Here is a 26,320-nt window from a genome sequence, read left to right as displayed (position 1 = left end):
AAGATTATAAAATTAAAATTTTTTTAGAGTATTAAATAAAATAATTTAATTTATTTTATTTTTTATATTCTATTAATTACTAGAATAATCCTCTCCTATATTGAAAAATTAGATTTAACTCTTTTTATAAAATTATTGAAAAAAAATAGTATGTTTTAAAATAAGACTTTAGATTAATTAAAAAAAAACTTTTTAATTTTATTATAATAAATTATCAGGCATGCTGGGAGTAACCCACCTCCTGTTATTATGTAGCATTAATCTTAGCAAGGTACCTTTTATCAGTAAATGATAAATACTTTCTTTTGCACTCCATGGATTGATCGTTTCATCGATTATCTATGTTAGGCATCATCAACGCAATTGTATCATCTTTCAAAGCCAGTTTAAGATCTATCGTATCGTTTCTATCTCAGTGTCACACTTCTCAGCGTATGTCAGTTAAGAACATCATGGTACTTATAGTGGATGGAGTTTCCCCAGTAAAAATAAATTTATACCGTTAGCTACGCTCCAGCTTACCTAAAATATTATATTATTATGTAAAATTAAAAATTAAAAAATTAGTTTAAAAATATCATAAAAATAAAATTTAAATTTTTTTAGTAAAAAGATAGCGGGGCCTAGATTTGAACTAGGGCTCTCGGGGTTATGAGCCCCGCGGGATCACCAGACTACCCCACCCCGCTATGTTGTAGAATAGTTAACTCTATAAGAGCTATACTAAAATTTGTTATAAGTTATATATAAAGTTTTCTAATTTAATTATTATATGAAAAAAAATAATAAAAAAAAGGTAAACTAAACTATAACTTACCTTCTAAGATATCATATACCATGTCAATTGCTTTAGGTAATGCTTTTTGAACAGAATCTGAAAGACCATATTCCACATAAGGAGATGATACTTCCTCAGGTTGACATGCAACAATAATAATTTCTGCTTCTGTTAATTCAAGAGGATCAGCAACAGAAAGGGAGTGTGGATCCTGGTATTTTCCTTCAGGTACTTCATCTTTTGATAATATTTTCACATCACCAGGTTGTCCACCAAAGTTTGCAATATCAAGTATAATAATCTTCTTCCACATCGGATTAGGTAGTGAAAATAGATAATGTGGAGCACTAGTTCCTGCATCTATTGTCATAGCATTATCAGGTATTGGTCTTTCATCTAAGTGTTCTTCAATTTCTTTAATTGCTGCAGGTCCAAATCCATCATCTTTAAATAATACATTTCCACAACCTACAATTAAAACTTCTGCATCGTATGTCAAATTAATTTCTCTCCATAAAAAATTATTTTTCAAATTAGAATTTGATTTATATTATTTTTAATTTTTGTATTTACATTTTATTTTGTTACAATTATTATTTATGCTAAAATTTAATATTAAATATTGTTATGTTATTATTAAAACTCAGGAACATAACATGTTCTTAATTTCAATTCATCCTCCTTACATAGAGGTTCATTTAAATTCATCATATACCATGCAAGTTCATATTTACATGAAGCAGGATTTAAATACAATGCATAGCCTTCATTATCATCCTTCATAAACAAGATCCATCTATCTGAACCAACCAAAGTTTTATAAATTCTTATAAAAAATGGGTGACGATCCTCATCACAACTAAAATACATAACACCACCAGGCACACAAACAACCTCACGTGGCTCCATAGACTCCTTAAGTGAAATCTTAAAATCACCAAGTAAATCTTCAACCTCAGCAAATGTTAAATCACCAAAAAACTCACCATCTAAATTAATATCTAAATGAACATTCTCATCTGAAATAATCATAATACAATCACCACTAAATAACTTCAATATCTAAAATCTTAATTAACTAAAAACCTAATATATTATAATTAATATTCTAATATTTGAAAGTATCTAAAATAAAAAAACTATAGAAAAATAATAATGGAAAAAAAGAAATTATGAAAACTAATATTCTAAAAGCAATTTTAAATATAAAAAAGAATTCTGAATTTAATTTCAATAAGTTGTATCCTCCAAAATCAGATATTAATCTTGAAAATGAAATACAGAATGTTGGAAAAGGTTTAGAATACTTTATAAAAGATTCTTTTGCTGATTCATATAGTATTATAAATAAGGAAGATGAATATGAGAAATATTTTTCATATCTTGGAAATTCAAATAATCCACCTGATTTTATGATAGCTAATGGAGATGCAGTTGAAGTTAAAAAAGTTAATGGTTTTCCTAAAGAAATTCAATTAAATAGTTCTACACCAAAATCAAATCTATATTCTAATGATTCACTCATAACAGAAACATGTAAAAACTGTGAAAAATGGGATAAAAAAGATTTAATATACTCAATTGGTAGTTTTGAAAATAGAACTTCATGCTTAAAATTTCTATTTCTTGTGTATGGAGATTGTTATATTGCAGATAACACATTATATAGTAATTTTAAAAAGCTATTACAAGATACTATTAGTGTTATTCCAAACACTCAAAAAACTAATGAACTAGGTAGAATTAATCAAATTGATAACTTAGGAATTAGTAAACTTAGAATACGAGGAATGTGGATTATATCTAACCCATTTCACATATTTAAAGACCAGTTAAATTATAATAAAAATAATCAAGAATTCACAGTAGTTAGTTTAATGAAAAAGGAAAAATTTTTATCATTCCCACAAGAAGATAGAGAATCAATTTTAAATGATGAAGATATAATAACCAGTTTTATTAAAATTAAAGATCCTAATGAGGTAGATTCAATGATGGATGCTGTTTTAATAAGGTGGGATAAACTATGAAAGTAGCATCATTTTTCTCAGGAATTGGTGGACTTGATAAAGGATTTCAAAATGTAGGATATGAAATAGTCTTTGCAAATGATAACTGGAGTGGATGTTGGCAGACATATGAATACAACCAACACCTAGAAATGAATAAGAAATCCATAGAAGATATAACAGCAGATGAAATACCTACTGTTGATGGGTTTATTGGAGGACCTCCATGTCAAAGTTGGAGTCTTGCAGGAAGTATGCGTGGAATTAAAGATCCTAGAGGTCAACTTTTATATGAATATCTACGCCTAATAAAACAAAAAAAGCCTAAATTCTTTTTAATGGAAAATGTACCTGGAATGGTGTGTAAAACTCATAAAGATGAATTTGATAAATTTACAGAAAATCTTAGAACTATTGGATATACACTTCACTACCAAGTTTTAAATGCTAGTGACTATAATGTTCCACAGGATAGAAAACGAGTATTTATTGTTGGATTTAGAAATGAACTTGAAGTTAACTTTAAATTTCCAAAGCCATATAAATCTAAAGTTACACTAAGAGATGCTATTGGTAATATGGAAGAACCACTAGCTACACAGAAAGATAGCATAGATGAAGTAGAACTTCCCCTTATAAATCATGAATATATGCTTGGTGATTTTTCATCAATGTATATGTCAAGAAATAGGGTTAGATCATGGGATGAACAATCATTTACAATTCAAGCAAGTGGAAGACATGCACCTTGTCATCCTCAAGCAAATAAGATGATAAAAGTAGATAAAGATAAACGTATATTTGATCCTTCTACACCTAAGCCATATAGAAGATTATCTGTACGTGAATGTGCAAGAATTCAAACATTTGATGATGATTATAAATTCTTTTATAAAAAAATAAATGATGGATATAAAATGATAGGTAATGCTGTACCTGTAAAATTAGCAGAAGAATTAGCAAAAGCCATAAAAGAGGCTTTAAACTAAATATTTTTATATCCATTTCCCTTCTTTTTAATGTTTAATTTTTTTGTATTTTTCCTATATTTCCTATTAAATACTACGGAAACTTTTATTTATATTTGATTAAATTTTTATTAAATGTATTTTTTAGATTAGTTTATATTTTATTGCCTTTATTAATTTAAAAATATTAGATTATTTACACACCCTATTACATAAAGGAGCACATTATAATGGATGAAGTAAATAAATTTCAAACATTTACAATTCTAGGTATGGTTCTTATAGGAATACTACTCGGACAAGTTGACATTATAAGTATGAATGCTGAGTATTTAATTACACCAGCACTTATGATAATGCTATTTCTAGTATTTCTACAAGTTCCAATATCAGAGATTGGAAAATCATTTAAAAATATTAAATTTACAACAACAGCTGTGATAATTAACTTTATTATAACACCAATAGTAATATTCATACTTGGCAGAACATTTCTATCATCAAATCCTGAGATTCTCATAGGATTTATAATGCTTATGGTTACTCCATGTACAGACTGGTATCTAATATTTACTGGAATGGCAAAAGGAAATGTTGCACTAGGATCATCAATTCTACCATTAAATCTTATATTACAACTGCTACTAATGCCCATCTATATCCTACTTATCGGAGGGGCAAGTATTAATATAGAATTTATCGCACTACTAAAAGGTGTAATATTTACACTTATTATACCACTAGTTGCAGCTACAATTATAAGACATATCTTAATAGTAAGATATGATGATGAATTCTTTACAACAAAAATTACACCAAAGGCATGTGATTTTCAGGATTACTTCCTAGATTTAGCAATCATTGCAATGTTTGCATCACAAGGAAAGATACTACTTGCAAACCTGGAAGTGCTAGTTTTACTTCTTATACCAATAATATTATTTTTCATAATAACATTTATTATTGGACGTATTGCAGGGAGAATTATTAATCTCAACTACTCTGATAGTGCAGCATTAAGCCTTACTACAATGGCAAGAAATTCACCCATTGCACTTTCAATTGCTGTTACATCATTTCCTGACAAGCCATTAATTGCACTTGCCCTTATTATAGGACCTTTAATTGAACTTCCAGTACTATTTATTGTAGCACGAGTTCTTCTAATTATAAGATCCAGGCAAGATTTAAAATAGAGGATAAATAAATCCCTCTATCTATAACTTTTTTTTGACTACATAACTTATTTATTTAAGGTTTCTTTTACTTTATCAAAGAATCCTTGTCTTACCTCAGAGATTTCATCTCCACTTTCATGTGCAAAGTCTTTGAGTATGTCTTTTTGTTTTTCTGATAATTGTTTTGGAACAACAACATGTACTTTTACATATAAGTTTCCAACACCAGACCATTTTACATGTTTAAGTCCTTCATTTCTTAGTTTAAATGAGGTTTCTGTCTGTGTACCTGCTGGTATTGTAAGTTTTGCATTTTTACCATCAATTGTTGGAACTTCTACCTGATCACCAAGACATGCTTGTACATAGCTTATTGGAAGTTCATAGTATAAGTCCTGTCCATTTCTTGTGAAAAGATCATGTTTTAGGACATTGATTGTAACATATAAATCTCCACTTACTCCACCATTTACAGAATCATCACCTTCACCTGTTACTCTTAGTTTAGTTCCAGTTTCTACACCTGCTGGTATGTTGATTGTGATTTTTTCTGTAATCTTTTTAAGTCCACTACCAAGACAGTCATGACATTTATTTTCAATAACTTTACCTTCACCATGACATGTTGGACATTCTGATACTGTTGCAAACTGTCCAAGTGGTGTATTTTGTACTTGTCTTACCTGTCCTGACCCATTACATTGACTACATGTATTTACAGCAGAGTTTGGTTCTGCTTTTGAACCATTACATGTTGGACAGAGTTTTCTGTGGGTTACACTAATTTCTTTTGATGTTCCTGTTGCTACCTCTTCAAGTGTAATGTTAAGTGTCTGTACAAGGTCACTTCCACGTTCTACTCTTTGTCCTGATGATCCTCCACCAAATCCAAATAAGTCAAAAATACTTCCAAATCCACCTGATGAACCTCCAAATCCACCAAAGATGTCTTCAAAGTTTATGTTGTTGAATATGTCTTCTTGTGAATATCCATCCATTCCTGCATGACCAAACTGATCATATCTTTGTCTTTTACTTTCATCTGATAGTACACCGTATGCTTCACTTACTTCTTTGAATTTTTCTTCAGCATCCTTATCACCATCATTTACATCAGGGTGATATTTCATTGCAAGTTTACGATATGCTTTTTTTATTGTTTTCTGGTCAGCATCACGGTCTACACCTAATACTTCATAATAATCTTTCTTATCTGCCATTTGTTTTAAACTCCTTGTATAATAATTTTTTTTATTATTTTTAAAACTAGTATTACTTTTATATTGTTATATTTGTTTATATTAGAAAAAAAGTCTTGAGGTTTATGGATAGATTAAAAAAAAATAAAGGAATGTATTAATATTTCACACTCCTTTAAATCCATTTTCTTTTTTAATTAAATCTATTTCTGGAAGTCAGCATCGATTGTGTCATCATCTGCTGCTGCATCATTGTTTGGTTGTCCTTGTGCTTGTTGTTGTGCTTGTTCTTGTGCTTGTTGTGCTTGTGCTGCTTGTTGATAGATTTCTGCTCCGATTTCTTGAATTGTTTTATCAAGTACATCTGATTTTTCTTTGATTTGATCTATGTCATCAGCTGCAATTGCATCTTGAAGATCTTTTTGTTGATCTTTAAGTAATGTTTTCTTATCTTCAGCTAATTGTTCTCCTAGTTCTTCAATTGTTTTATCAACTGTGTATACAAGTGAGTCTGCTGTGTTTCTGATTTCGATTTCTTCTTGACGTTTTTTGTCTTCTTCTGCGTGTGCTTCTGCTTCTTTGATTTTTTCTTCGATTTCTTCATCAGAGAGTTTGTTTGATGCTGTGATTGTTATTTTTTGTTCTTTTCCTGTTCCTTGATCTTTTGCTGATACATTGATTATACCGTTTGAGTCAATATCGAATGTTACTTCAATTTGTGGTGTTCCTCTTGGTGCTGCTGGTATTCCTACAAGTTGGAATCTTCCAAGTGTAGTGTTGTCGTTTGCCATTGGTCTTTCCCCTTGAACTACGTGGATGTCTACACTTGTCTGGCTGTCTGCTGCTGTTGTGAATATTTGACTTTTCTTAGTTGGGATTGTTGTGTTTCTTTCAATAAGTTTTGTTGCAACTCCTCCCATTGTTTCAATACTTAATGATAATGGTGTTACATCAAGAAGTACTAAGTCATCGATTTCTCCTGCAAGTACTCCACCTTGGATTGCTGCTCCTGATGCTACACATTCCATTGGGTCGATTCCTCTTTCTACTTTTTGTCCTACGAAGTTTTCTACGTATTTTTGGATTGATGGCATTCTTGTAGGTCCACCTACGAGGATGATTTTATCGATTGCTCCGTCAAGTTTTGCATCGTCAATTGCTTGTTGGATTGGTGCTCCACATCTTTTGATGATTGGATCTACAATTTCTTCGAGTTTTGCACGTGTTAATGTTGTGTTAAGGTGAAGTGGTCCTTTTTCTGTTGCTGTAATGAATGGAAGGTTGATGTCTGTTGTGAGTGTTGTTGAAAGTTCGATTTTTGCTTTTTCTGCTGCTTCTCTGAGACGTTGTGCTGATTGATCATCGTTAAGTAAGTCTACTCCGTTTTCTTTTTCAAATTCATCAGCTAAGTATTTCATTAAAGCTGTATCCATGTCTGTTCCACCAAGTTGGGTATCTCCACTTGTTGATTTTACTTCGAAGATTCCTTCTCCGAATTCCATGATTGTTACATCAAGTGTACCTCCACCAAGGTCGAATACAAGTATGTTTACGTCTTCTTCATCTGTTTTGTCAAGTCCGTATGCAAGTGATGCTGCTGTAGGTTCGTTTACAAGTCTTAATACGTCAAGTCCTGCGATTTTACCTGCATCAATTGTTGCAGTTCTTTGGTTGTCATCGAAGTATGCTGGTACTGTAATTACTGCTTTGTTTACTGGTTCTCCGAGGAATGCTTCTGCATCTTTTTTGATTTTTTGTAAGATTAATGCTGAGATTTCTTGTGGTGTGTAGTCTTTTCCTTTTATGTTTACTGTGTAGTCTGATCCCATGTGTCTTTTAATTGCACTGATTGTACTTTCTGGGTTTGTTACTGCTTGTCTTCTTGCTGGTTCTCCTACAAGTACTTCTCCTTCTTCTGTAAATGCTACATAACTTGGGAATGATTTTCCGTATTGGGTTGCTCCTTCAGCACTTGGTATGATTGTTGGTTTTCCTCCAACTAAAGCTGCTGCTGCTGAGTTACTTGTTCCTAAGTCTATTCCTATAACTTTTTCTTCTGCCATATATATTCACCTTTGTTTTTTAATTTTTTTTTGTTATATTTTTTTTTGAAATGATAAGTTTAATTTAGATTATAATTTATTTATTTTTTGCATACTTTTACTTTTGAGTATCGTATGACTTTTGAATTTAGAGTGTATCCTTTTTGTAAGTCTTGGATGATTTCATTGTTTTCATAATCATCATTATTTTCTGTTAGTAGTGCTTCGTGTTTGTATGGGTCAAATTTTTCATGTTCTGTTTTTATTTCACAAACACCTTGATCTTCTAAGACTTTTGTAAATTTCTTGTATATTAAATCTACTCCTTCTCTTAGATCTTTATCATCTTCAACTTGAAGTGCACGTTCTAAATCTTCATATACCTCCAGCATTGCAAGTATTACTCCTTCATTGGCATATTTGACAAATTCTTGTCTGTCTTTTTCTGAGCGTTTTTTGAAGTTTTCAAAATCTGCTTGTAGTCTTTGTATTTTGTCTTTGTATAGTTGTAGTTGTTCTTCTAGTTGTTCTTCTTTTGTTTTTTCTTCCTCTTGTTGTTCTTCTTGTTGTTCTGTGTTTTCTTCTTGTGAGGATTCTTCTATGTTTTCTTCATCTTGCATTGTTTCTGCTTTGATTTTTTCTTCTTCTGTCATTTATACACCCTTGTAATTATTATAGTAACTCAAAGTTACAAAATTATTTTTCTCTTATTTATTATTTTAAATTTGATTTAGTATATAAAGGTTTCCTATTTTAATAACCTTTGGTTACAAAAAACTTTTCTTAATTATAAATAATTATTTCATACTATATAAATGTTATGATCTTTTAGTAACCTTAGGTTATATTTATATAATTATTAAAATAAATAATAAAATCAGAGACAATAAAAAAGGAATGAAAAGAAAATGAATCTTGAAGCAGTACTCGATGTAATAGGATGTAAAACAAGACGAGACATCCTTGCATTACTAACTGAAGAACCAAAATTTGTAAGTGAAATATCACAACAACTCAATATTGGTCAAAAAGCAATAATAGGACACCTAAAAGCAATGGAAGAATTAGGTCTCATAAACCCCAGCTACAAAAAAATAGAAAGAGGAAGACCAAGAAAATACTATGAAATAACACAAGGAATAGAAATCAAGATCTTCATCAAACCAGACAACATCAAAATGCACATGATGGGAGAAGAATTCACAGAACTATACAACATAGAAGAAAGACTATATAGTGGAGATATCACAGCAATAGACGATCTTAAAGTATTAATAGAAAAATATAAAAGTGCACTAACATATGCAGAAGATCTTCTACGACAAGTAGAATATCCAAAACAAAAACAAGAAAAGAAAAAGACCATAATAACAGATATAAGAAAAGCAATTCCTGAATACAAATATGAATAATTAAAAAATTTATATAGTAAAAAATAAACAAATAGTATTATAATAATATATAGAAAATCCTACAATTCTAGGAGTATATATTAAAAAAACTGCGAACTAATATAAATGGTGAAAAAATGGATAAGAAGATAATATTAGCTCTTGTCATAGTAGCCTTTATAGGAATAATTGCAGCTACATATCAAATAAATATAGACGATGACATGCTTAACCCACTTGCAAGTGTTGATACAGAAGAATCATCAATAACAGATACATTATCTGCACCAGCACAAGCAGATGGACAAGCAAATGGTAAAGGATCAGACGGACAAGGAATTTCACAAGCACAGGCACAAGCTCAACAAGCAAAAGATCAAGCAGCTCAAGCAAATGCAGCTTCAAATAATAATTCAGCTGGAAATGTTAAAGCTAGCCAGAGTTTAATTTCAGCAGACAATCCAGTAGCAACACCAGCAGGTAATGGATCAGGAAATAGTCAAGGAGACAACCAAAACAACAACCAAAACAACCCTAATGATAACCCAGCAAATCCAACCAACCCAACAAATCCAACAAATCCGACAAATCCAACAAATCCGACAAATCCAACTAATCCGACAAATCCTACTAACCCAGATACTCCATCTGTAGATAAATTAACAGTTCCACAAGCATACTCATTACTACAGAAAGCTGATCTTGGTGATATTACAATTACATCAAGTGAAGGTACAATTGTAAATACTGAAGCTAACGGTGAATGTATAGTATTTGATGCTACAACATCAGATCCTAACTTCTCACATATTAAAGTTTATGTAAGTAGAACTAAAAACAGTAATGGAAAAACTGGAGTTACAATTCCAGATATTGGACAATACTTCGAAATTTAGTATTATAAAAGATAAAATGAGAATCTGATATTTTTCTCTTTTATTTTTTTTTCAATTTATTTGATAGTAGTTTGAAGATATTTTCTATTAATATATGATACTACTAAAAAAAAGAATTGCTAATAGATAAACAATCATATTATATTTTTTGAGATGCGATATTCTCAAATTATTTTATTTTTTTAAAGAACTTTTTTTAATGATAATTAATTTTTTTTATGAATAATTACTTTTTTTAAATCATAACCGTAAAGTATATATATAAAAACAAATAAACCATAATAATAGTAATATGTGTAATTACATGGGCCTGTAGCCTAGACTGGATAGGGCGTTGGACTTCTAATCCAAAGGCCGGGGGTTCAAATCCCCCCAGGTCCGCTAATTTTAAAAAGAACTTATTTTATTTAAATTTAACAATAATTTTAACTTATTATATTAATTCTACATAATAATTACTTAAATATTTTTATGTAATGGGTTTGTAGCCCAGCCAGGATAGGGCACCAGACTCCTAATCTGGAGATCGGGGGTTCGAATCCCCCCAAATCCGCTAATTTTAAAGATAAATCTACAACAATATTATAATTTTATATCTAAATTAATTATAACTTATAACTAATAACTTATAATAAAATGAAATATAAAAATAGATGAAAAACTTCTAAAATATACTAAAAAGAGCTAAATAACTAAAAAAAAGATAATTTAAATTAAATTTAAAAAAATAAATTTAATCTATTCTAATGCTTTACCCATTAATTGACCAACTAATGTGATTATTACAAAACCTATGAGAACAAAGATTCCTATTGTTGTAAAGTCCATTGCTAATAAATCCATATTATTACCTCAATTTCTTTTTTTTTATTCTAAATATTTAAAAAAAATATATTTTTCCTTTAAACCAAGTAGATTATAAAATCTACTATTATATTCATATATTTATTCTAAATACTATATTAATATTATTACTAATATATAAATTCTAAATAAATCTAGTTATAATTAACCTTACCATAACATCCTCCACGACCAGGCTCAACATCTAAACTATCATTACGATAGGATTCAAGAGCATTAGCAAGAAGCATGTCAACTTTACGTATCTTTTCAATATCAACATTTAGAAGAACATCAATTTCACAGCCAAAAAGCTCAATTAAACGATCATACCTACTTTGAACATACTTTGTCATAACACCTTTATTGTGAACAACACTAAGAAGTTCTGCAAGTGGTAGAATATACTGATAATGAGGACGACCCTCTGGATGATGAGCTACATCATAACTTGCAAGTTCTTCAATTCTTCCCTTTACACCTTTTTTAATACGTCCACCACAACTACATTTCATGTTACGCTCTTGTGCATCAAATATTGAATAAATCTTATAACAATCAATACATCCTGTTTCATGATATTTACCCATACGTGGATCAAATCCATAGTTTTCAATAATATTATTATTTAATATTGCTCGTCTTATACCTTCAAATGTTAATTCATCAACTTCCATCTTATTAAATTCACGACCCATTCTATGTGGCCATGGAGAGTGTGAATCTGAGTTTGTAAGAAATGTATAATCTTTAAGTTCATCAATTAAATCTGCAAGATCACTATCACTTGAAAGTCCAAGTTCTACAAAGTCAGGTCTTTGTTTATAGCAATCCTCTATTGAATCATATGACTTATAAAGACCAGTCCAAGGTGTAAATATATGTGCAGGACCTATAATACAGTTATATTTACGTGCAATTTCAATGATTTGCTCTCCATCCATTCTTATTCTTGGTCTTCCATCAGCATCCATATTCTTTACAATAAAATCATCACGCATAGCCCGTGCAACTTCAAGTGATGGAATAAGTATAAGATGATGAATCCGGTGATTGTCTTCTACTTCTGTGGTTGTAATAAACTTTGTATTAACACCTAGTGTGTCATCTTTTAATTTATAAATTCCACTGTCATCTATTTCAACTAGTGCATCTTCAAGTTCATCAAGCCATCCTGAATGAAGTCCATCACCTGTTGCTATAAGATCAAGACCTTTCTTCTGGGATTCTTCTGCCATTACTACTGGTTCCATATTCTTTGATGTTGCCATTGAATACTTACTATGTACATGTAAATCTGCATTTATTATCATAAATTTTAGCACTTCTCCAATATTGTATTTTCCTTATAAAAAAAAGATTAAAAAAGATGTATAGGTGGGGAATTATTAAGTATATATCTTATAATTTAATATGTGTTTATCCAATGTATCTTAGATCATCACTAGGTGCAGGTTGAGGTGCCTGTTGTGCTTCCATCATATTTGGATTAAATTGTGGATTTAATGATAATCTTTTAAGTGTAGTTTCAATTTTCTCATCAAGCTCTTCAAGATCAAATTCAAATCCAAGTAATTTGAAAAGAACCATCAATACTTCTTTTGCAGCTGATGGATCAACAAAGAAACCTGGAGTTTCACCCATAAGACATACAGCTTTTACATCCTTTTCTTCTGCATAATGAAGAAGAAGACCAGAAGCTCCAATAATTGATCCCCCTTCATCTTTTCTTATATGAGTATTATCAAGTTCAATTACTTCATTAATTGCATCAAGATCATTACCTGCTACAAATACTCTGTTTTTCTCTACCATTTCACCTGTTCCAATACCACCAAGTGTAAATATTTTATCAGCACCAAGATCTGCAAAGAAGTTCATTAACTCTCTTGATATTGCAATTTGTCCATCATAATCTGTTGCCTGAGTATTACCTGTAAGAATTACAAGATCTCTTTTTTCTTCTCCGAAATCTTTTACATAGTAGAATTCATTTTTCATATGATCTATAAGACCATCTTTTTTTACAGTAACTTGTGGTGGGAAATAGTCAGATTGAAGTTCTGCAAACTTAGTAGCATCAAGTTGTTTTATTATTTCATCAACAACAATTTTACCTACAAATCCTATTCCTGGTAATCCTTCAAAAATTATAGGATTTTCAAGCTCTACATCTTCAATTTGTTTTATTTGTATTTTATCATCCATATTATCAGTCTCCTCCCTAAAAAAATTAAAAAAATTAAGATTTAATAAAAATTAATAGAAAAAACAACTATTCATTCTTTTACATATTTTCCTGTTGTTGTTTTTTCATCATACGCCTATATTTTCCATACTTATCTTGTGGTGAGTATCTTGCCGGAAATATTACACCAGTTTTCTCATCACATCGTGGACAGACATCCTTTAGTGTGTATTCATTACAAACTTTACATCTTCTCATCTGAAACTTCATGATATATATTTATCTTTTTATGTTATGTTTATATTTTTGTATTAAACTATCATAACTTTCATATAATCTATAAAAAAAATATTTACAGTTGCAACACACCTTTAATATTTAAATTCAGACATGAAGTCCTCAAGTTCATTGTGAATTTTTGATAATTCAGATGATCCAACATGACCAAGATATGAATTATAACATATAAGACGTGAATCTTTTATCTTTGCATGCATTGGTATAGCATCAAGTTCTGGTGGGAAATATTGATCCTCATAAATTCCAATAATTAATGTTTTTACCTTAATATTTTCAACACAATCTGTTAAATCATAGTTCATACTTGCAACACAACGATAAAATGCATCAAATACATCCTCTTGTGCATCCTCATATGCAAACTCATCCATATACTTTGCAATATCCTCAACTGGTTGATCCATATAAAACTGTCGTGAAAGACCAAATGAATACATTGCCTTACTTGAAATTATAAGTGAACGTTTAAGTTCATCAATATTTTCATCACATTCAAAGTTAGGATCTGAAACTATAACATCATACATAAGCTTTGAAAGAACATAGTTTTGTCCACCAACCTTATAACTACTTACAAGAGATATTAGAAAATCCATATCATCAGGATACATACAAGCCCACATAACAGCTTCAAATCCACCCATAGAATTTCCAATAACACCACGTAAGTGTTTAACATTTAAACATTCCATGATAAATTGTTTATTAAAATTAACCATATCAGCAATTGTATATTCTGGGAAATTACGTCCCATATTTGATGTTGAAGGTGAACAACTACCAGGTGTACCAAGTGTTGAAAGAGATATGAAAAATAACTTATCTGTATCAAATGCCCGATTTTCACCAAGTTCTTCTGATATTCTACGTATAGAACCATAATTACCAGATGTACCATGGAAGTAAATTACAGCATTTGTAATAAATCCTTCATCATCATATTGTGGTGTTCCAAGTGTAATATATTCAACTTTCTGATTTTCTAGAACTTCACCATTTTCAAACTTAAATTCATCTAAAACATAGTATTTTGGAGGTATATCTTCAATATTCATAAATTTTCCCCTCTCCATTAAAAATAATTATAAAAAAGAAAAAAGCCCTAAATAACTAAAGCATTTTTATTCCTATTCTAGATTATATATTTAGTAATTATCAATATTTAATAAATATTATCAAAAAAGAATTCTAGAAATAAGTAAAATATAATAAAAAAAAGTAAAAAAAGAGAATGAATCCATTCTAAATAAAATGTAATTATTCTTCTAATTCACGGTGGAAATGTCCAAATCCTTCGTTAGATTCAATAATTTCAATACATTTATCAGAAGATTCACTTAATATTTTCTCAGCCGTTGGATAATCTTCAGCTGTTACCATGATTCTGTATTTAGGTGCTCCAACACATTGAACTTCAACATTATCAGTTTCAATAGCCATAAGAGCTTCTTTAATAACTTCTACACCGTTAGGTTTGTATGATGTTAAATCAACATAACCTGTAATTTGTACTTCAGGTGTTGAAATGTTTTTCTTAGCAACAGAAGTGATAACTTCAGCCCATTGAGGATCAATATCTAAAGCTAAAAGCACATCTTCCCCTTCATCAGAAGCTAACTCGAAACCTTCATATAAGTCTCCGAATTCTTCCATAATTAGATATCCTACTTCATCATAAGCTTCATCTAAAGTCTTATTAATTGATTTAGCAGAAATTTCTAATAATTTCTCAGCTTTTTGCTCAATCTTCCATTGTTGCATCCGACGTGTTCTTTGATCTTCACGTATACGTTTTAAAGATGCATCTACATGACCTTTTTTTGGGTTTACTCTAAGAACTCTTGCAACTATCTTTTGATTTTCACGAACATAATCTCTGATATTTTTTACCCAACCAGAAGAAACTTCTGAAATGTGGATAAATGCTTCTTTACCCTCATATTCTTCTAGTTTTGCAAAAGCTCCATAACCTAATACTTTATGTACGGTTCCAACAATTAGATCACCTTCTTCAGGCCATTGCTTATTCATTCTAACCATTTAAAATCACCTGGAATTAGCAATCTATATTATCCTAAGATCTAGTGGTCTAAAACTTCAACGATTTGTGCACAAATTTTAGAACGGCCACCTTTTGGTTCAACTAATGTTTTACCACATACAACACATTTAACTGTTGATGATGCGTGGTCAAAGATTATTTGATTGTTTTCACAGTCGCCACATTTAACTTTTAAAAAATTACTTGCTTGTTTAGCCATGTACAATTCCTCCCTTTTAAGATGTGAAAAAAAATATTTATTTACCATTGGATTTTAAAAAAAATAAAGAAAGCCTCACTAATTGAAGCTCTCTTTTTAGTATGTATAATTAAATCCTGGAAAAAAATAATTAAAATTAAATTTTAATCTATTGTGATACAAATTCAACTTTTCCTGCACGGATGTTGGTATCTCTTTTAATGTGAGCTTTTCCACATTCTTTACATTTGTATCTTAAATCTAATTTTTTAATAGGTTTACTTCCTGATGGTAAAGGTCTTGGGTAACCTCTGTAACCTGCGGTTACACGTCTGAACTGACGTTGTCCCCATTTTAATTCACTTGCTTTTCTTTTTTTGGATGTGTGTACTTCGTGTACTGTGTGTTTTTTACATTTTGGACAGTAGGTCCTTCTTTCTCGTGGTATTTTCATCTAATTCACCTCGTCATTATATAAATTGAAATAAAAATTATCCGTTATATTTTACTGGAAATAATTTGTATTAAAATTTTAAAGTAGTAACAATAAGTTCTACTTCTTAAAAGAATATCCCTTTTTTATTAAAAGATATTTCTATTTTGAATATTTTTTTATTGTTAAAATCTCATTTTTCCGTTAAAAATATTCATAAATTAAGAAAAAAAACAAAAAATACAATTGATTGTATCATCTTAATTTCTTTTTCTATAAAAAAAATATACATACGATAATATCTAAAATATCATGTTTTGTGTTGTTTTTACATCTATGTATAATAAAATATTTTAATAATATTTTTTAATTAAATCCTAATTGTTCAACATGATAGAACAATCAATAATTTATCTATATATTATTATATTAATGATCTATATTTATATTTATGTATTATAGATGTATATAAAAAATTGTTTTATATATAAAAATCAGTCTTCATTTAAAAGGGGATTAGGGTTGTATGATGTTATTTGACACTATAATATATCAATTACATCGTGCATCTTAAGTATTTTTACTATGGATTTTGGTAGTACTACTACATCCTGTACATTAAATGGTCCATAGCTTTTTTCATCTGCATCTAAAATATCTGTATTTAGATCTTCTTTAAATTCTACTATTTCTTCTGAATTTAAGTTATCTTCAACTACATGTATCTTATTTTCAGATTCTTCCACGTCATCTACTTGTTGTTGATTTTCTTGTTGAATTTGCTGTGTCTGATCTATTTGTTTTTGTTCTAAATCATCAGATTTTTGTATGGTTTGTTTATCTTCAATAGGTGTGTCATTAAAAGATGAGTTTTGCATCATCTGTTGCTTTTTTTTATGATCACCTTCATTATTTTGAAGTGCTACTGTGTCAGTTTCTGGTGCTTTTGGTGGTTTAAATGGAGTAATAATATCTGTTCTTTTTTTATCCTCAACAGGCTCATTTTCTGCATATACATAGTCTGGTACATCAGGCTCTGCATCTGGAATTTCACCAAACATCATTGCAATTTGACTCTCATCAAGACGTACATCTGAAACATTACCAACACTAGGCTCATTAACATCAACAGATTGTGGCATGTCACTAACTTCTGATGTAACACTACCATTTTTATCTTCAATTACTGGCTCATCAACAGGTTTTGCATTTAATATTGCTTCAGCTTCAGGCTCAAGAACTACTTCAGGCTTTGCCTCTACCTTCTGTGTAGGCTGAGGTCTTTTAGGCATTTCTGATTCATTATGCATTATATACTGACGATGTGCAACAATTGTATCAACTAAGTCAAAATATAACTTCTCCTCATCTGCTGTAATATTTAATGGCAACTCCTCATGTAAACTAGAATCACTTCTTTCACCATTTATAAGATCATGTGATTTTTGAACATTAGAAAGTGCTGTTGTTAGAATCTTAACTTCTCGTCTTTCACAGATTTCAACAGTAATTCTTTTAGCATCACGTAGTTGATATGCTTCTAAAGAAAGAGGATTATCATCAACTATTTTTAATAAATGCTGAAGATAGTTTGAAGCATCATCATAGAATGTATCATCTATTTCAGATAAAGGTCCGTCATTTCTTTCCTTTTTTTGAATATCTCTTAGTTTTTGAAAAAATGTATCCAAGCTATACTATCTCCTTAAATATTTTTAATTCTCATCATAAAATTTAAAAAAAGAATAATGTATTCTAAAATAAAAATATGTGGTGATTATAATTTCCCAACTAAAATTACTAAAAAAATTTATTGAAAAAAAGAATATAAAATCTATTCTTCTTCAATTCTTGGAGCTAATAGGAATGATAGCTCTCCTTCTTCATTTAATAATTCTAAGGTTAAAGTTAAAGGCATGTCATTACCTAATGCTATGTAGGTGTTATCTGCAAATTTCTCTGCTTTAAGCATTTCTTTAATGTTTTCAATTGCAAATACTGCTTTTACTGTTTCTAAAACTTTTTCACCGTGTAAATATTCTACTTCTGCATCTGCAAATTCTCCAACAGCTTTGAGTTTTAAAACATCCTGGTTAATATTGAATTCTACTCTGTCTGCTACAATTTCAATATCTTGTATTGTTTCTTTAAGAGTTCCAATAGGGATGCTTATTTTTACAGGGTATTCTATTGATGGAGGTGTTGGTGTATCATATTCAAGATCTATGAGTTTTACTTTGAATGTCTTTTTAACTTCTCCTTCAAATGTAACTATAAGGTTTCCACCATCAACTGTTAATTCCATTACATCATCAGATTTTGATCTTTTAAGAACTTTCATTAATTCTTCTGTATCAATGTTAAGTTTAATTGGTTTATCACACTGGAATATATCAAATAAACTTTCTTTTAAGTCAAGATGTACAAATGTAATGTGACTACGATCAATTGCATTTAATCTTAAACCATCTGAATCTACTTCTATTTGTACCTCATCAACAATTGATGAAATTGCTTCAAAACTTGTTTTAAATATACTTGGATCACTTAATATAAGTTTAAACACTATTAAAAACTCTCCTTAAAATTATATTACTGATTAATATTTTTATATTTTATAAATATTAAAATTTACCATATATTATGTTAATTTATTAATTAAAATAAGTATTGCTATAAAAAAAAGTTAAAAAAAAAGTAGTAGAAAATAGGAAAAAATCAATACTTCCTCCCTATTCATCTATACATATATGTTTCTCTGTCCACATCTTGGACAATGACTTAAAGTTGAATTATATACACAGCCACAGCCTTTATATTTACAGGTTTTCATATAACCTACATTTTTATCAACACCAGCTTGCTCATATGTTACTTTTCCAGAACTTGATGAACCAGATGATGATACTTTAGAAGATGATGATGAACTAGATGATGTATCTGTTGTATTGTTTTGTGTTGTATTATTTGCCTGATTTTTTACCTGATCAAGTTCTTGTTGCATAGAATTTAAAGAATTATTAAGTTCATTATTCTTATTTTGCATCTCATTGAAGTAATAAATACCACCAGCTGAAACTGCACAGATAACAACAACTAAAACAATAATTAGAATTTGCATCTCTTTTCGCATTGACTTTAATCCTCCCACATAATTATTATTAAAAATCGCAGAATCTTGTCTAATTATAATATCATTAAAAAATATACTTTTAATAAATAATTAAACTCATTGCTATAATATTAATTCTATTTTTATAATTTAATAACATTAATGTTTTTTTAATAAGAAAAAACAACTTCTGAATAAAAATAAGATAAAATAAATTTATTAAAACAAAGTAAAAATAAGAAATTATTGTAATTAAAAAAATAGGTTTATAATTAAAATTAAAAAAAATATTAAAAAAATAGTTTAACTAAAAATTAAGCACGCAGAGAATGTCTACCATATAAAAATAGACATATCTTTTATTTTAATTTTCATATCATTGAGGGTGAATATTATTTTTTATCTTCATTAAAATCATCAATACTTCCAGATTCTGTGATGTCATCATCTCCAGTTTCTGCAAAAGAGAAATAACTCATGATTTCTTTATAAAATGATAATAATACTATAAGAACTCCAATAAAAATCATTGCTATTGCTATAGTTTCATGTTCTCCATACATAACACTATCTGATATTTTAATTGTATCATTAAATGCCTGTATTATACCAAAAGCCATAACACATAAACCAACAACTACGCCTACAATTTTAGAAAGGTTATGTTTTGTATTTTTAACAATTGATGAATTTTTAAGTTTATCCATGTCAAGCTGATTTAATAATGGTACACCATCACCATCAACTTTTACCTCATCAATAATCTTAGTTTCAGCCTTATCTGACTTGTCAGTTGAATCTTTTGATGCTTTCACATCACTTTTAGTTTCAACTTTTTTCTCAGCTTTAGCTTCAACTTTTGATTTAAGATCTAAGTTTTCAAGTTCTGAGTCAAGATTTTCCATTCTTGAATTTAGATTTTCAGGTTCAACATCCTTAACATCTATTTTGAAGGATTTAGGATCTTTTCTTTTTACATCCACCACTATTTCATCTTCAGATCCACTGAGTACTTTTTCAAGAATTTCAGCTTCTTCTTGTGCACCTTCTGATGCATTTTTTGCTTCTTGTGGTGAATCTCCTACTGCAATTTCATCAATTGCATCAAGTAGTATGTTGTTGATTTTATCTTCTTTTTCGTATTTAATTTCAGTATCACTATTTATGTCATCTTTTTTATCAGCATTTTTTACAATGGAATGTGATTTACTATCATAATCTGGTAGTTTATCCTGATTTTTCTGTTCCATTATATATAGAGGATCCTTTTCTGTTTCAATTGTTTCAACCTTAAGAGGTTTAGCATTATCCTTATTTAAAGTATTTAATTCAGCAAGAGGATCTTCTTGACTGCTATGTTTTGATTTTTTATTTGTCATATTATCACAAAAAAATTATAATATATTTCCACATAAAAGACTGTTCTTTTATGATAAAATATTTCTAAAAGCACGTTTTAATAAAAAAAATAAAATAACAAAGTGATTTAAGAAAAATACTTAAGAAATTATCTTCTATTTTAAGTATTATTTTTTATTATCTTCTTTTTTTTATAGATAAAAAAAAGTTATTATTTTTTAATCTATCTTAAAAAAAAGAATTTAAATGAGAGAATTTAGTCGTATTCTCTCCATGTGTAGTCACAATCTGTACATCTGAAAAATCTTGTTTCTGATTCATCTGCACTTCTTGTTTGTTGTAACCACCAAAATGCAACTTTATTTTGACATTTTGGACAAATTACTTTTATTGTTGGTAAAGTTTTAACATTACTATCTGTTACAATTACTGTATCTTCTTTATCAACTTTTTCAGTAACTTCATATTGTTTTTTTGATTCTTCTGTTACTCCTTTTTCATAGTTACAGTCTTCACATATGAACTTACCATTTATTGGAAATAAAACTTTTCCACAATCTGGACAAAATTCCATCTATAATCATGATCTCCTGTAAATTTGTAAATTTATAAAATTATTAATTTTTTTTTATATCTGTATAATACTATTTGTTTTTTCAATATAAAATAAATTTTGTTAAATATAAAAAATTGTATTCAATAAGTAGTATTTTTTATTTCTCAATGCTTTGAAGTAAGTTCATATTTTTAGCATCTGTGAGTATTTCATTATGGTCAAATGCAAGGCTTATATCATCTAGTGTATCTATATCTATAAATTTTGCATCTTTTGCATCACTACCTGAGTTAAGTTCTCCATTTACAATTTCAGCTGTATATACAACACTTACTGTATGTCCTCTTGGGTCACGACTTGGATCTGAATATACTCCTACTAGTTGATTTAATTTTACATCAAGTCCTGTTTCTTCTTTTGCTTCACGTACTGCTGCTATTTCTACCTTTTCATTATATTCTACAAATCCACCAGGAAGTGCCCATGAATTCTTATGTGGATCATTTAATCGTTTAATTAGTACAATTTGTGAATCTTTTATTATTATTGTATCAACTGTTAATGCTGGATTTCTATACTTCATCATGGTATGATATTTTGTAATTTATAGATAAATGTAAATTTCTATTAAAAAAAAGTGTTTATAAATAATTTATAAAATTTGAATTAAAAAAAATAAGAAATTTTTTTTGTAAGATTAAAAAAAAAAGTAAAAAAAAGTTTTGGAATTAAATCCTACAATAAACTATTCCAAAAAATCTATTCATCAAAAGCTGCAAGTACTGCATCTTTAAAGTCTGCTGCTTCACCTTTAACTTCATTTGCAGCTCTTGTTATAGAGTCTCTTGGAGATGGACTGTGAACTTCAAATTCTGGTTCTCCAATAAGAGGGTGTGTAATATCATATGCTGCTGCATAAATATCATCTTGACTCATAAGTCTTTTTCTTAAAATGTTACAGATTGTGTGGCTTTCTCCTGTAATTTCTAATACTAATTTTTCAGCGTCTTCTTCAATAATTTTCATCTAATATTCTCCCATAATTACTTGATAATTTACGTGTAGTTGAATGTTCACATTCACAAACTAATTTATCTCCAGCTAATTTCATAAACTTACGACAAAATACACACATTGCCTTTATAATCCCTAAATCATCATCAGCTGTTGTAAGCTCAATAAATTCTGAGCCAATTTTATTAATAACTTCTGCTTCAATTATATCTCCAATCTTAAAGAGTTCATGCATAGAACAGACATAATCATCTGTTGCATGTGAAATATGAATATAGCCCTTATATCCTGCAACAATATCACGATTGTTGCCAACAATTTTTTTCACTGTAATAAGAGCTTTATACTGTTTTACCTCAGTTACATGACCAATAATACGATCTCCAACTTTTATATGTTCTGGAGCATTATCTGCAACTATGGAAATCTCCTTATTCATATCATCAACTTTAAGATATCCAAAAATTGATGCTTTAATATATCCATCCTCAACATATGTCCAATCTGAGGGAATAAATTCCTCATAAGTACATAAAACTTCTCCAGGTAATACTACATCACCTTGTTTATGGTTCATTATAAAACATCCCCTTTAAATTATATTGAATTAATGGATAAAAAATTTATAAAAATCTAATATATTACTATATATTTAATATTCTTTAATAATATAATTTTCCTATTTATTGTTGTTTATCATGTATTATGATTTCATCCATAAGATAATCATCCCATGTACGGATACCTAATACTATTTCAAGTTCTTGTGGTGTAAGAATTGGCTTTTTATACATTGCATTATCATCAATTGCAATTCTTGGACATGCAGTCATTACATATGCATCAAGATTAAATGGAAGAAGTCTATCTGGTGAAATATAGTCCATGTTAAGAATCTGTGCATCAAAGCCATGTTCTTTTATAAGCTTTTTAAGTTTTAATGCAAGATCAAATCTTAGCTGTCCTTTCTTTGATGATATTATAATTCCAAAGCTTTTTGCATCTTTTGCCTTTGTAATTCTTGCAAATCTTACCCTTAATATTCTATCATAAAACTCTTCTATATCACGTGCAGATCCCTTAAATGGGTCGGCAACAATTACTGGTTTTTTTGTGAAAAGTTTAACTCCAAGTGCATGGAAATCTCCACTTCCAACATATATTATTACATCAACATCAAGATTTTTTATTGATGTAAAGTTACATCCAAGTACCTGTCCTTTTGCTGTTGTAACACCAGGTGAGGTTTTTACATCGTATCCTTCATCTTTTATGATTTGTATCATATCATCAAGATTATGAATATGTTGTGTTGTTGTTATAACACCTACACATTTAACATCTGGATCTTCAATTTTAGAGAGTGCATCAAGAAGTGGTGCTTTAATATCAGCAGATGATGAAGCTTCAATATACATTACAGGACAATCAGTTTCAAGACCAAGAGTAGTATGTGCAAAGTGTACAACTAAGTCCATATGTCCATTTACTTTATGATCTGCAAGGTCACATGCTCCAAAACATGCATCAGCATCAATTAGTATGTTTACATCAGTTGGTGTTTTTTCATCAATTTCATTTGCAACTTCTGTTGCATCCATTTTCAGTCCTTCTGGAAATTGAAGTATTACATTTTTTGCATCAAGTTCTTCTATCTTTGCTACTATATCATCAATTTTATAGTTATAATCAATTGTTGGCATCTAAAAATTAACTCCCCTTACTTTGTAACTATTCAACAAGTGTTACTTTACCATCAACCATCTTAATTTTAACAAGTGTTTCAAGAGTATGTCCTGTGTTTTCTTCAACAATAACACGACCATCATCTTTTTCTATTGGAACTATTGTATAAACTAAGTTCACACCTATATCATCAAGAGCATTAATTACACTCATTAATGTTCCACCAGTACTTACAACATCATCAATAAGAAGAATATTATCATCAGCATTAATTCCATTAATGTAAAGTTCACTTTCACCATAACCTGTTTTTTGATGAACAGCACATTCACCATCAAGACCATATGATCTTTTACGAATAATTACAAATGGAATACCAGTTTTAATTGAAAGAGCTGTTGCAAGAGGAATACCCATAGATTCAACACCTACAATTTTATCAACTAAGTTAAGATTATAATGATCAATAATATAATCCATAATCTCATTAAGAAGATCAGCCTCAACAAGAGGTACACCATCACTTATAGGATGTACAAAATAGAAATATTCACCTTTTTTAACAACAGGACATTCAACTAATGATTTTTTCAATTCATCTAACATAATAAACCAATTCCTTTTAAATAATTTTCATTTTAAATTTTCTATAATATTATTATATTTCTTTTTTAAATTATAAAAAAATCTTTATTAAATCAGCAACAATATATTATAAATATAATAAATGATATTAAATATAAAAAATATTATCATAGATCACAACACAAAATTAGGAGGTAGAAATAATGCTTGAAGGATTAAGTGACAGCCTAACAAAAACAATGAAAAAGATTTCAGGAATGTCAGTAATTGATAAAAAAGTGCTAAAAGAGATAACAAAAGATATTCAAAAAGCACTCATTCAATCAGATGTAAATGTAAAAGTAGTATTTAAACTCACAAAACAAATAGAACAAAAAGCATTAGAAGAAGAACTACCTAAAGGATTAAGTCCTAAAGAACATGTAATGCGTATTGTATATCAAGAACTTGTAAATTTAATTGGACAAAAACCAGAAGAACTAAAAATTACTAAAAAGCCATACAAACTAATGATGTTTGGTCTGCAGGGAAGTGGTAAAACAACAACCACAGTAAAACTTGCAAAAAATCTTAAAAAAAGAGGACTTACCTCAGCAATTGTATGTACAGATACATGGAGACCAGCTGCATATGAACAGCTAAAACAATTAACAGAAGATCTTGACATACCAGTATTTGGAGAACCAGAAAATAAAGATGCAGTAGATCTTGCACAAAAAGGACTTGATGCATTTGGAAACAAATACGACATTGTAATTGTAGATACAGCAGGACGTCATAAAGAAGAAGAAGATCTTCTTGAGGAAATGAGAACCCTTAGTACAGTAGTAGAACCTGATGAAGTAATACTTGTAATTGATGGAACAATAGGACAGCAAGCAAGACAACAAGCAAAAGCATTCAAAGAAACAACAGAAATTGGATCAATTATTGTAAGTAAACTTGATGGATCAGCAAAAGGAGGAGGTGCTCTATCTGCAGTAGCAGAAATCAGAGCTCCAATTAAATTTATTGGTACAGGAGAACGTGTAGATGACTTTGAAGCATTTGATCCTGAAAGATTCATCTCAAGACTTCTTGGAATGGGAGATATAGAAACTCTTATTGAAAAAGCATCAGAAGTAACAGCTGATAAAGAAGACAAGGAAATGGTAGAATCTATTGTTTCTGGTAAATTCACACTAAAAGATATGCAAAATCAGCTTGGAATGATGAAAAAGATGGGATCACTACAAAGTATAATGAAACTCATACCTGGTATGGGATCACAAATACCTGCTAGTGCTACCATGGAAACAGAGGAAAAACTAGAAAAATATAAAGTTCTAATGCAATCAATGACAGACTATGAACTTGAAAATCCAGAAGTTATTAAAAAGTCAAGAATAAGTCGTATAAGTCGTGGAGCAGGACTTAAAAATGAGGATGTTAAAGATCTTCTAAAATACTATAATGTAACTAAAAAAGCCCTTAAAGGTGGAATGGGTAAACGTAACATGTCAGGACCTATGGGTAAAATCATGAGACGTATGATGAAATAAAA

28 protein-coding genes, 3 tRNA genes and 1 other RNA gene are annotated in these 26,320 nt (G+C 29.4%); 8 read left to right on the top strand and 24 right to left on the bottom strand.

Going from position 1 to position 26,320, the window contains the following annotated elements; all coding sequences use genetic code 11:
• Positions 1 to 218: 218 nt before the first annotated feature.
• From rnpB to MRZ80_RS01685, 4 genes are all read right to left on the bottom strand, one after another.
• An RNA gene (gene rnpB, locus MRZ80_RS01700) (RNase P RNA component) lies at positions 219 to 522 on the bottom strand.
• 92 nt (positions 523 to 614) lie between these two features.
• Positions 615 to 689: transfer RNA gene (locus tag MRZ80_RS01695), tRNA-Met, on the bottom strand.
• 117 nt (positions 690 to 806) lie between these two features.
• Positions 807 to 1,277 (bottom strand): coenzyme F420-reducing hydrogenase, FrhD protein, encoded by a 471-nt coding sequence (gene frhD, locus MRZ80_RS01690; RefSeq protein WP_292535582.1) that lies wholly within the window; start codon positions 1,275 to 1,277, stop codon positions 807 to 809.
• Between the two features lie 137 nt (positions 1,278 to 1,414).
• Positions 1,415 to 1,687, bottom strand: coding sequence for a hypothetical protein (locus tag MRZ80_RS01685; RefSeq protein WP_292535581.1), 273 nt, complete (start codon positions 1,685 to 1,687; stop codon positions 1,415 to 1,417).
• A 263-nt stretch (positions 1,688 to 1,950) separates the two neighbouring features.
• On the opposite strand from MRZ80_RS01685, the gene MRZ80_RS01680 reads away from it, so the two are divergent.
• The 3 genes from MRZ80_RS01680 to MRZ80_RS01670 all read left to right on the top strand — a co-directional run bounded on the left by MRZ80_RS01680 (position 1,951) and on the right by MRZ80_RS01670 (position 4,951).
• Positions 1,951 to 2,808 (top strand): NgoPII family restriction endonuclease, encoded by an 858-nt coding sequence (locus tag MRZ80_RS01680; RefSeq protein WP_292535580.1) that lies wholly within the window; start codon positions 1,951 to 1,953, stop codon positions 2,806 to 2,808.
• Positions 2,805 to 3,776: a DNA cytosine methyltransferase gene (locus tag MRZ80_RS01675; RefSeq protein WP_292535578.1), complete on the top strand. Its 972-nt coding sequence runs from the start codon at positions 2,805 to 2,807 to the stop codon at positions 3,774 to 3,776. The genes MRZ80_RS01680 and MRZ80_RS01675 overlap by 4 nt, the downstream gene beginning before the upstream one ends.
• 209 nt (positions 3,777 to 3,985) lie before the next feature.
• Positions 3,986 to 4,951 (top strand): bile acid:sodium symporter, encoded by a 966-nt coding sequence (locus MRZ80_RS01670; protein WP_292535576.1) that lies wholly within the window; start codon positions 3,986 to 3,988, stop codon positions 4,949 to 4,951.
• A 47-nt stretch (positions 4,952 to 4,998) separates the two neighbouring features.
• Here the strand turns inward: MRZ80_RS01670 and dnaJ are convergent, their stop codons facing one another.
• The 3 genes from dnaJ to grpE form a co-directional block, all read right to left on the bottom strand.
• Positions 4,999 to 6,153, bottom strand: coding sequence for a molecular chaperone DnaJ (dnaJ, locus tag MRZ80_RS01665; protein WP_292535575.1), 1,155 nt, complete (start codon positions 6,151 to 6,153; stop codon positions 4,999 to 5,001).
• A 182-nt stretch (positions 6,154 to 6,335) separates the two neighbouring features.
• Positions 6,336 to 8,195 (bottom strand): molecular chaperone DnaK, encoded by a 1,860-nt coding sequence (gene dnaK / locus MRZ80_RS01660; protein WP_292535573.1) that lies wholly within the window; start codon positions 8,193 to 8,195, stop codon positions 6,336 to 6,338.
• An 80-nt stretch (positions 8,196 to 8,275) separates the two neighbouring features.
• Positions 8,276 to 8,827, bottom strand: a complete 552-nt coding sequence (gene grpE, locus MRZ80_RS01655; protein WP_292535571.1) for a nucleotide exchange factor GrpE — start codon at positions 8,825 to 8,827, stop codon at positions 8,276 to 8,278.
• Between the two features lie 255 nt (positions 8,828 to 9,082).
• Here grpE and MRZ80_RS01650 point away from each other — a divergent pair, with 255 nt between their 5' ends.
• The 4 genes from MRZ80_RS01650 (at position 9,083) to MRZ80_RS01635 (ending at position 11,014) form a co-directional block, all read left to right on the top strand.
• The gene (locus MRZ80_RS01650) at positions 9,083 to 9,586 is read left to right on the top strand and encodes an ArsR family transcriptional regulator (protein WP_292535569.1); all 504 of its coding nucleotides are present in this window, start codon (positions 9,083 to 9,085) and stop codon (positions 9,584 to 9,586) included.
• A 116-nt stretch (positions 9,587 to 9,702) separates the two neighbouring features.
• Positions 9,703 to 10,461, top strand: coding sequence for a hypothetical protein (locus tag MRZ80_RS01645; protein ID WP_292535567.1), 759 nt, complete (start codon positions 9,703 to 9,705; stop codon positions 10,459 to 10,461).
• A gap of 306 nt (positions 10,462 to 10,767) precedes the next feature.
• A tRNA-Arg gene (locus MRZ80_RS01640) sits at positions 10,768 to 10,842 on the top strand.
• 97 nt (positions 10,843 to 10,939) lie between these two features.
• Positions 10,940 to 11,014, top strand: a tRNA-Arg gene (locus MRZ80_RS01635).
• Positions 11,015 to 11,459: 445 nt separating this feature from the next.
• Here MRZ80_RS01635 and MRZ80_RS01630 read toward each other — a convergent pair.
• The 17 genes from MRZ80_RS01630 to hpt all read right to left on the bottom strand — a co-directional run bounded on the left by MRZ80_RS01630 (position 11,460) and on the right by hpt (position 24,798).
• Positions 11,460 to 12,617: a TIGR00375 family protein gene (locus MRZ80_RS01630; RefSeq protein WP_292535565.1), complete on the bottom strand. Its 1,158-nt coding sequence runs from the start codon at positions 12,615 to 12,617 to the stop codon at positions 11,460 to 11,462.
• Positions 12,618 to 12,723: 106 nt separating this feature from the next.
• On the bottom strand, positions 12,724 to 13,512 hold the full coding sequence (locus tag MRZ80_RS01625; protein WP_292535563.1) for a proteasome assembly chaperone family protein: 789 nt from the start codon (positions 13,510 to 13,512) through the stop codon (positions 12,724 to 12,726).
• Between the two features lie 79 nt (positions 13,513 to 13,591).
• Positions 13,592 to 13,762: an RNA-protein complex protein Nop10 gene (locus MRZ80_RS01620; protein ID WP_292535561.1), complete on the bottom strand. Its 171-nt coding sequence runs from the start codon at positions 13,760 to 13,762 to the stop codon at positions 13,592 to 13,594.
• Between the two features lie 101 nt (positions 13,763 to 13,863).
• A complete protein-coding gene (locus tag MRZ80_RS01615; RefSeq protein WP_292535559.1) occupies positions 13,864 to 14,847 on the bottom strand; it encodes an alpha/beta fold hydrolase in 984 nt (327 codons plus the stop codon).
• A 202-nt stretch (positions 14,848 to 15,049) separates the two neighbouring features.
• Complete coding sequence (locus MRZ80_RS01610) at positions 15,050 to 15,832, bottom strand: translation initiation factor IF-2 subunit alpha (protein WP_292535557.1); 783 nt, start codon at positions 15,830 to 15,832, stop codon at positions 15,050 to 15,052.
• A 41-nt stretch (positions 15,833 to 15,873) separates the two neighbouring features.
• Positions 15,874 to 16,053 (bottom strand): 30S ribosomal protein S27e, encoded by a 180-nt coding sequence (locus MRZ80_RS01605; protein ID WP_292535555.1) that lies wholly within the window; start codon positions 16,051 to 16,053, stop codon positions 15,874 to 15,876.
• 148 nt (positions 16,054 to 16,201) lie between these two features.
• Positions 16,202 to 16,486: a 50S ribosomal protein L44e gene (locus tag MRZ80_RS01600; RefSeq protein ID WP_292535553.1), complete on the bottom strand. Its 285-nt coding sequence runs from the start codon at positions 16,484 to 16,486 to the stop codon at positions 16,202 to 16,204.
• Between the two features lie 521 nt (positions 16,487 to 17,007).
• The gene (locus tag MRZ80_RS01595) at positions 17,008 to 18,156 is read right to left on the bottom strand and encodes a hypothetical protein (protein ID WP_292535551.1); all 1,149 of its coding nucleotides are present in this window, start codon (positions 18,154 to 18,156) and stop codon (positions 17,008 to 17,010) included.
• A 143-nt stretch (positions 18,157 to 18,299) separates the two neighbouring features.
• Positions 18,300 to 19,031, bottom strand: coding sequence for a proliferating cell nuclear antigen (pcna) (gene pcn, locus MRZ80_RS01590; protein ID WP_292535549.1), 732 nt, complete (start codon positions 19,029 to 19,031; stop codon positions 18,300 to 18,302).
• A 174-nt stretch (positions 19,032 to 19,205) separates the two neighbouring features.
• The gene (locus MRZ80_RS01585; RefSeq protein ID WP_292535547.1) at positions 19,206 to 19,598 is read right to left on the bottom strand and encodes a hypothetical protein; all 393 of its coding nucleotides are present in this window, start codon (positions 19,596 to 19,598) and stop codon (positions 19,206 to 19,208) included.
• Positions 19,599 to 19,969: 371 nt separating this feature from the next.
• Complete coding sequence (locus MRZ80_RS01580; protein WP_292535545.1) at positions 19,970 to 20,956, bottom strand: hypothetical protein; 987 nt, start codon at positions 20,954 to 20,956, stop codon at positions 19,970 to 19,972.
• A 236-nt stretch (positions 20,957 to 21,192) separates the two neighbouring features.
• A complete protein-coding gene (locus MRZ80_RS01575) occupies positions 21,193 to 21,510 on the bottom strand; it encodes a transcription factor S (RefSeq protein ID WP_292535543.1) in 318 nt (105 codons plus the stop codon).
• Between the two features lie 139 nt (positions 21,511 to 21,649).
• Complete coding sequence (locus MRZ80_RS01570) at positions 21,650 to 22,078, bottom strand: NUDIX hydrolase (protein WP_292535542.1); 429 nt, start codon at positions 22,076 to 22,078, stop codon at positions 21,650 to 21,652.
• 173 nt (positions 22,079 to 22,251) lie between these two features.
• Complete coding sequence (locus MRZ80_RS01565; RefSeq protein ID WP_292535540.1) at positions 22,252 to 22,518, bottom strand: DNA-directed RNA polymerase subunit L; 267 nt, start codon at positions 22,516 to 22,518, stop codon at positions 22,252 to 22,254.
• Positions 22,505 to 23,083 carry an exosome complex RNA-binding protein Csl4 gene (locus tag MRZ80_RS01560; RefSeq protein WP_292535538.1) on the bottom strand — a complete coding sequence of 193 codons (579 nt, stop codon included), beginning with the start codon at positions 23,081 to 23,083 and terminating at the stop codon, positions 22,505 to 22,507. Before MRZ80_RS01560 ends, MRZ80_RS01565 begins: the two co-directional genes overlap by 14 nt.
• A gap of 106 nt (positions 23,084 to 23,189) precedes the next feature.
• The gene (gene dph2 / locus MRZ80_RS01555; protein WP_292535536.1) at positions 23,190 to 24,209 is read right to left on the bottom strand and encodes a diphthamide biosynthesis enzyme Dph2; all 1,020 of its coding nucleotides are present in this window, start codon (positions 24,207 to 24,209) and stop codon (positions 23,190 to 23,192) included.
• Positions 24,210 to 24,237: 28 nt separating this feature from the next.
• A complete protein-coding gene (gene hpt, locus MRZ80_RS01550; protein WP_292535534.1) occupies positions 24,238 to 24,798 on the bottom strand; it encodes a hypoxanthine/guanine phosphoribosyltransferase in 561 nt (186 codons plus the stop codon).
• 182 nt (positions 24,799 to 24,980) lie between these two features.
• Between hpt and MRZ80_RS01545 the strand changes: the two genes are divergently transcribed.
• On the top strand, positions 24,981 to 26,318 hold the full coding sequence (locus MRZ80_RS01545; protein ID WP_292535532.1) for a signal recognition particle protein Srp54: 1,338 nt from the start codon (positions 24,981 to 24,983) through the stop codon (positions 26,316 to 26,318).
• Positions 26,319 to 26,320 lie beyond the last annotated feature (2 nt).

The sequence above is a fragment of the Methanosphaera sp. genome (assembly GCF_022768985.1).
In the GTDB taxonomy this organism is placed as follows: Archaea; Methanobacteriota; Methanobacteria; order Methanobacteriales; family Methanobacteriaceae; genus Methanosphaera.
The sequence above is the reverse complement of the archived record's forward strand: the minus strand, read 5'-3'. Positions and strand labels throughout refer to the sequence as shown.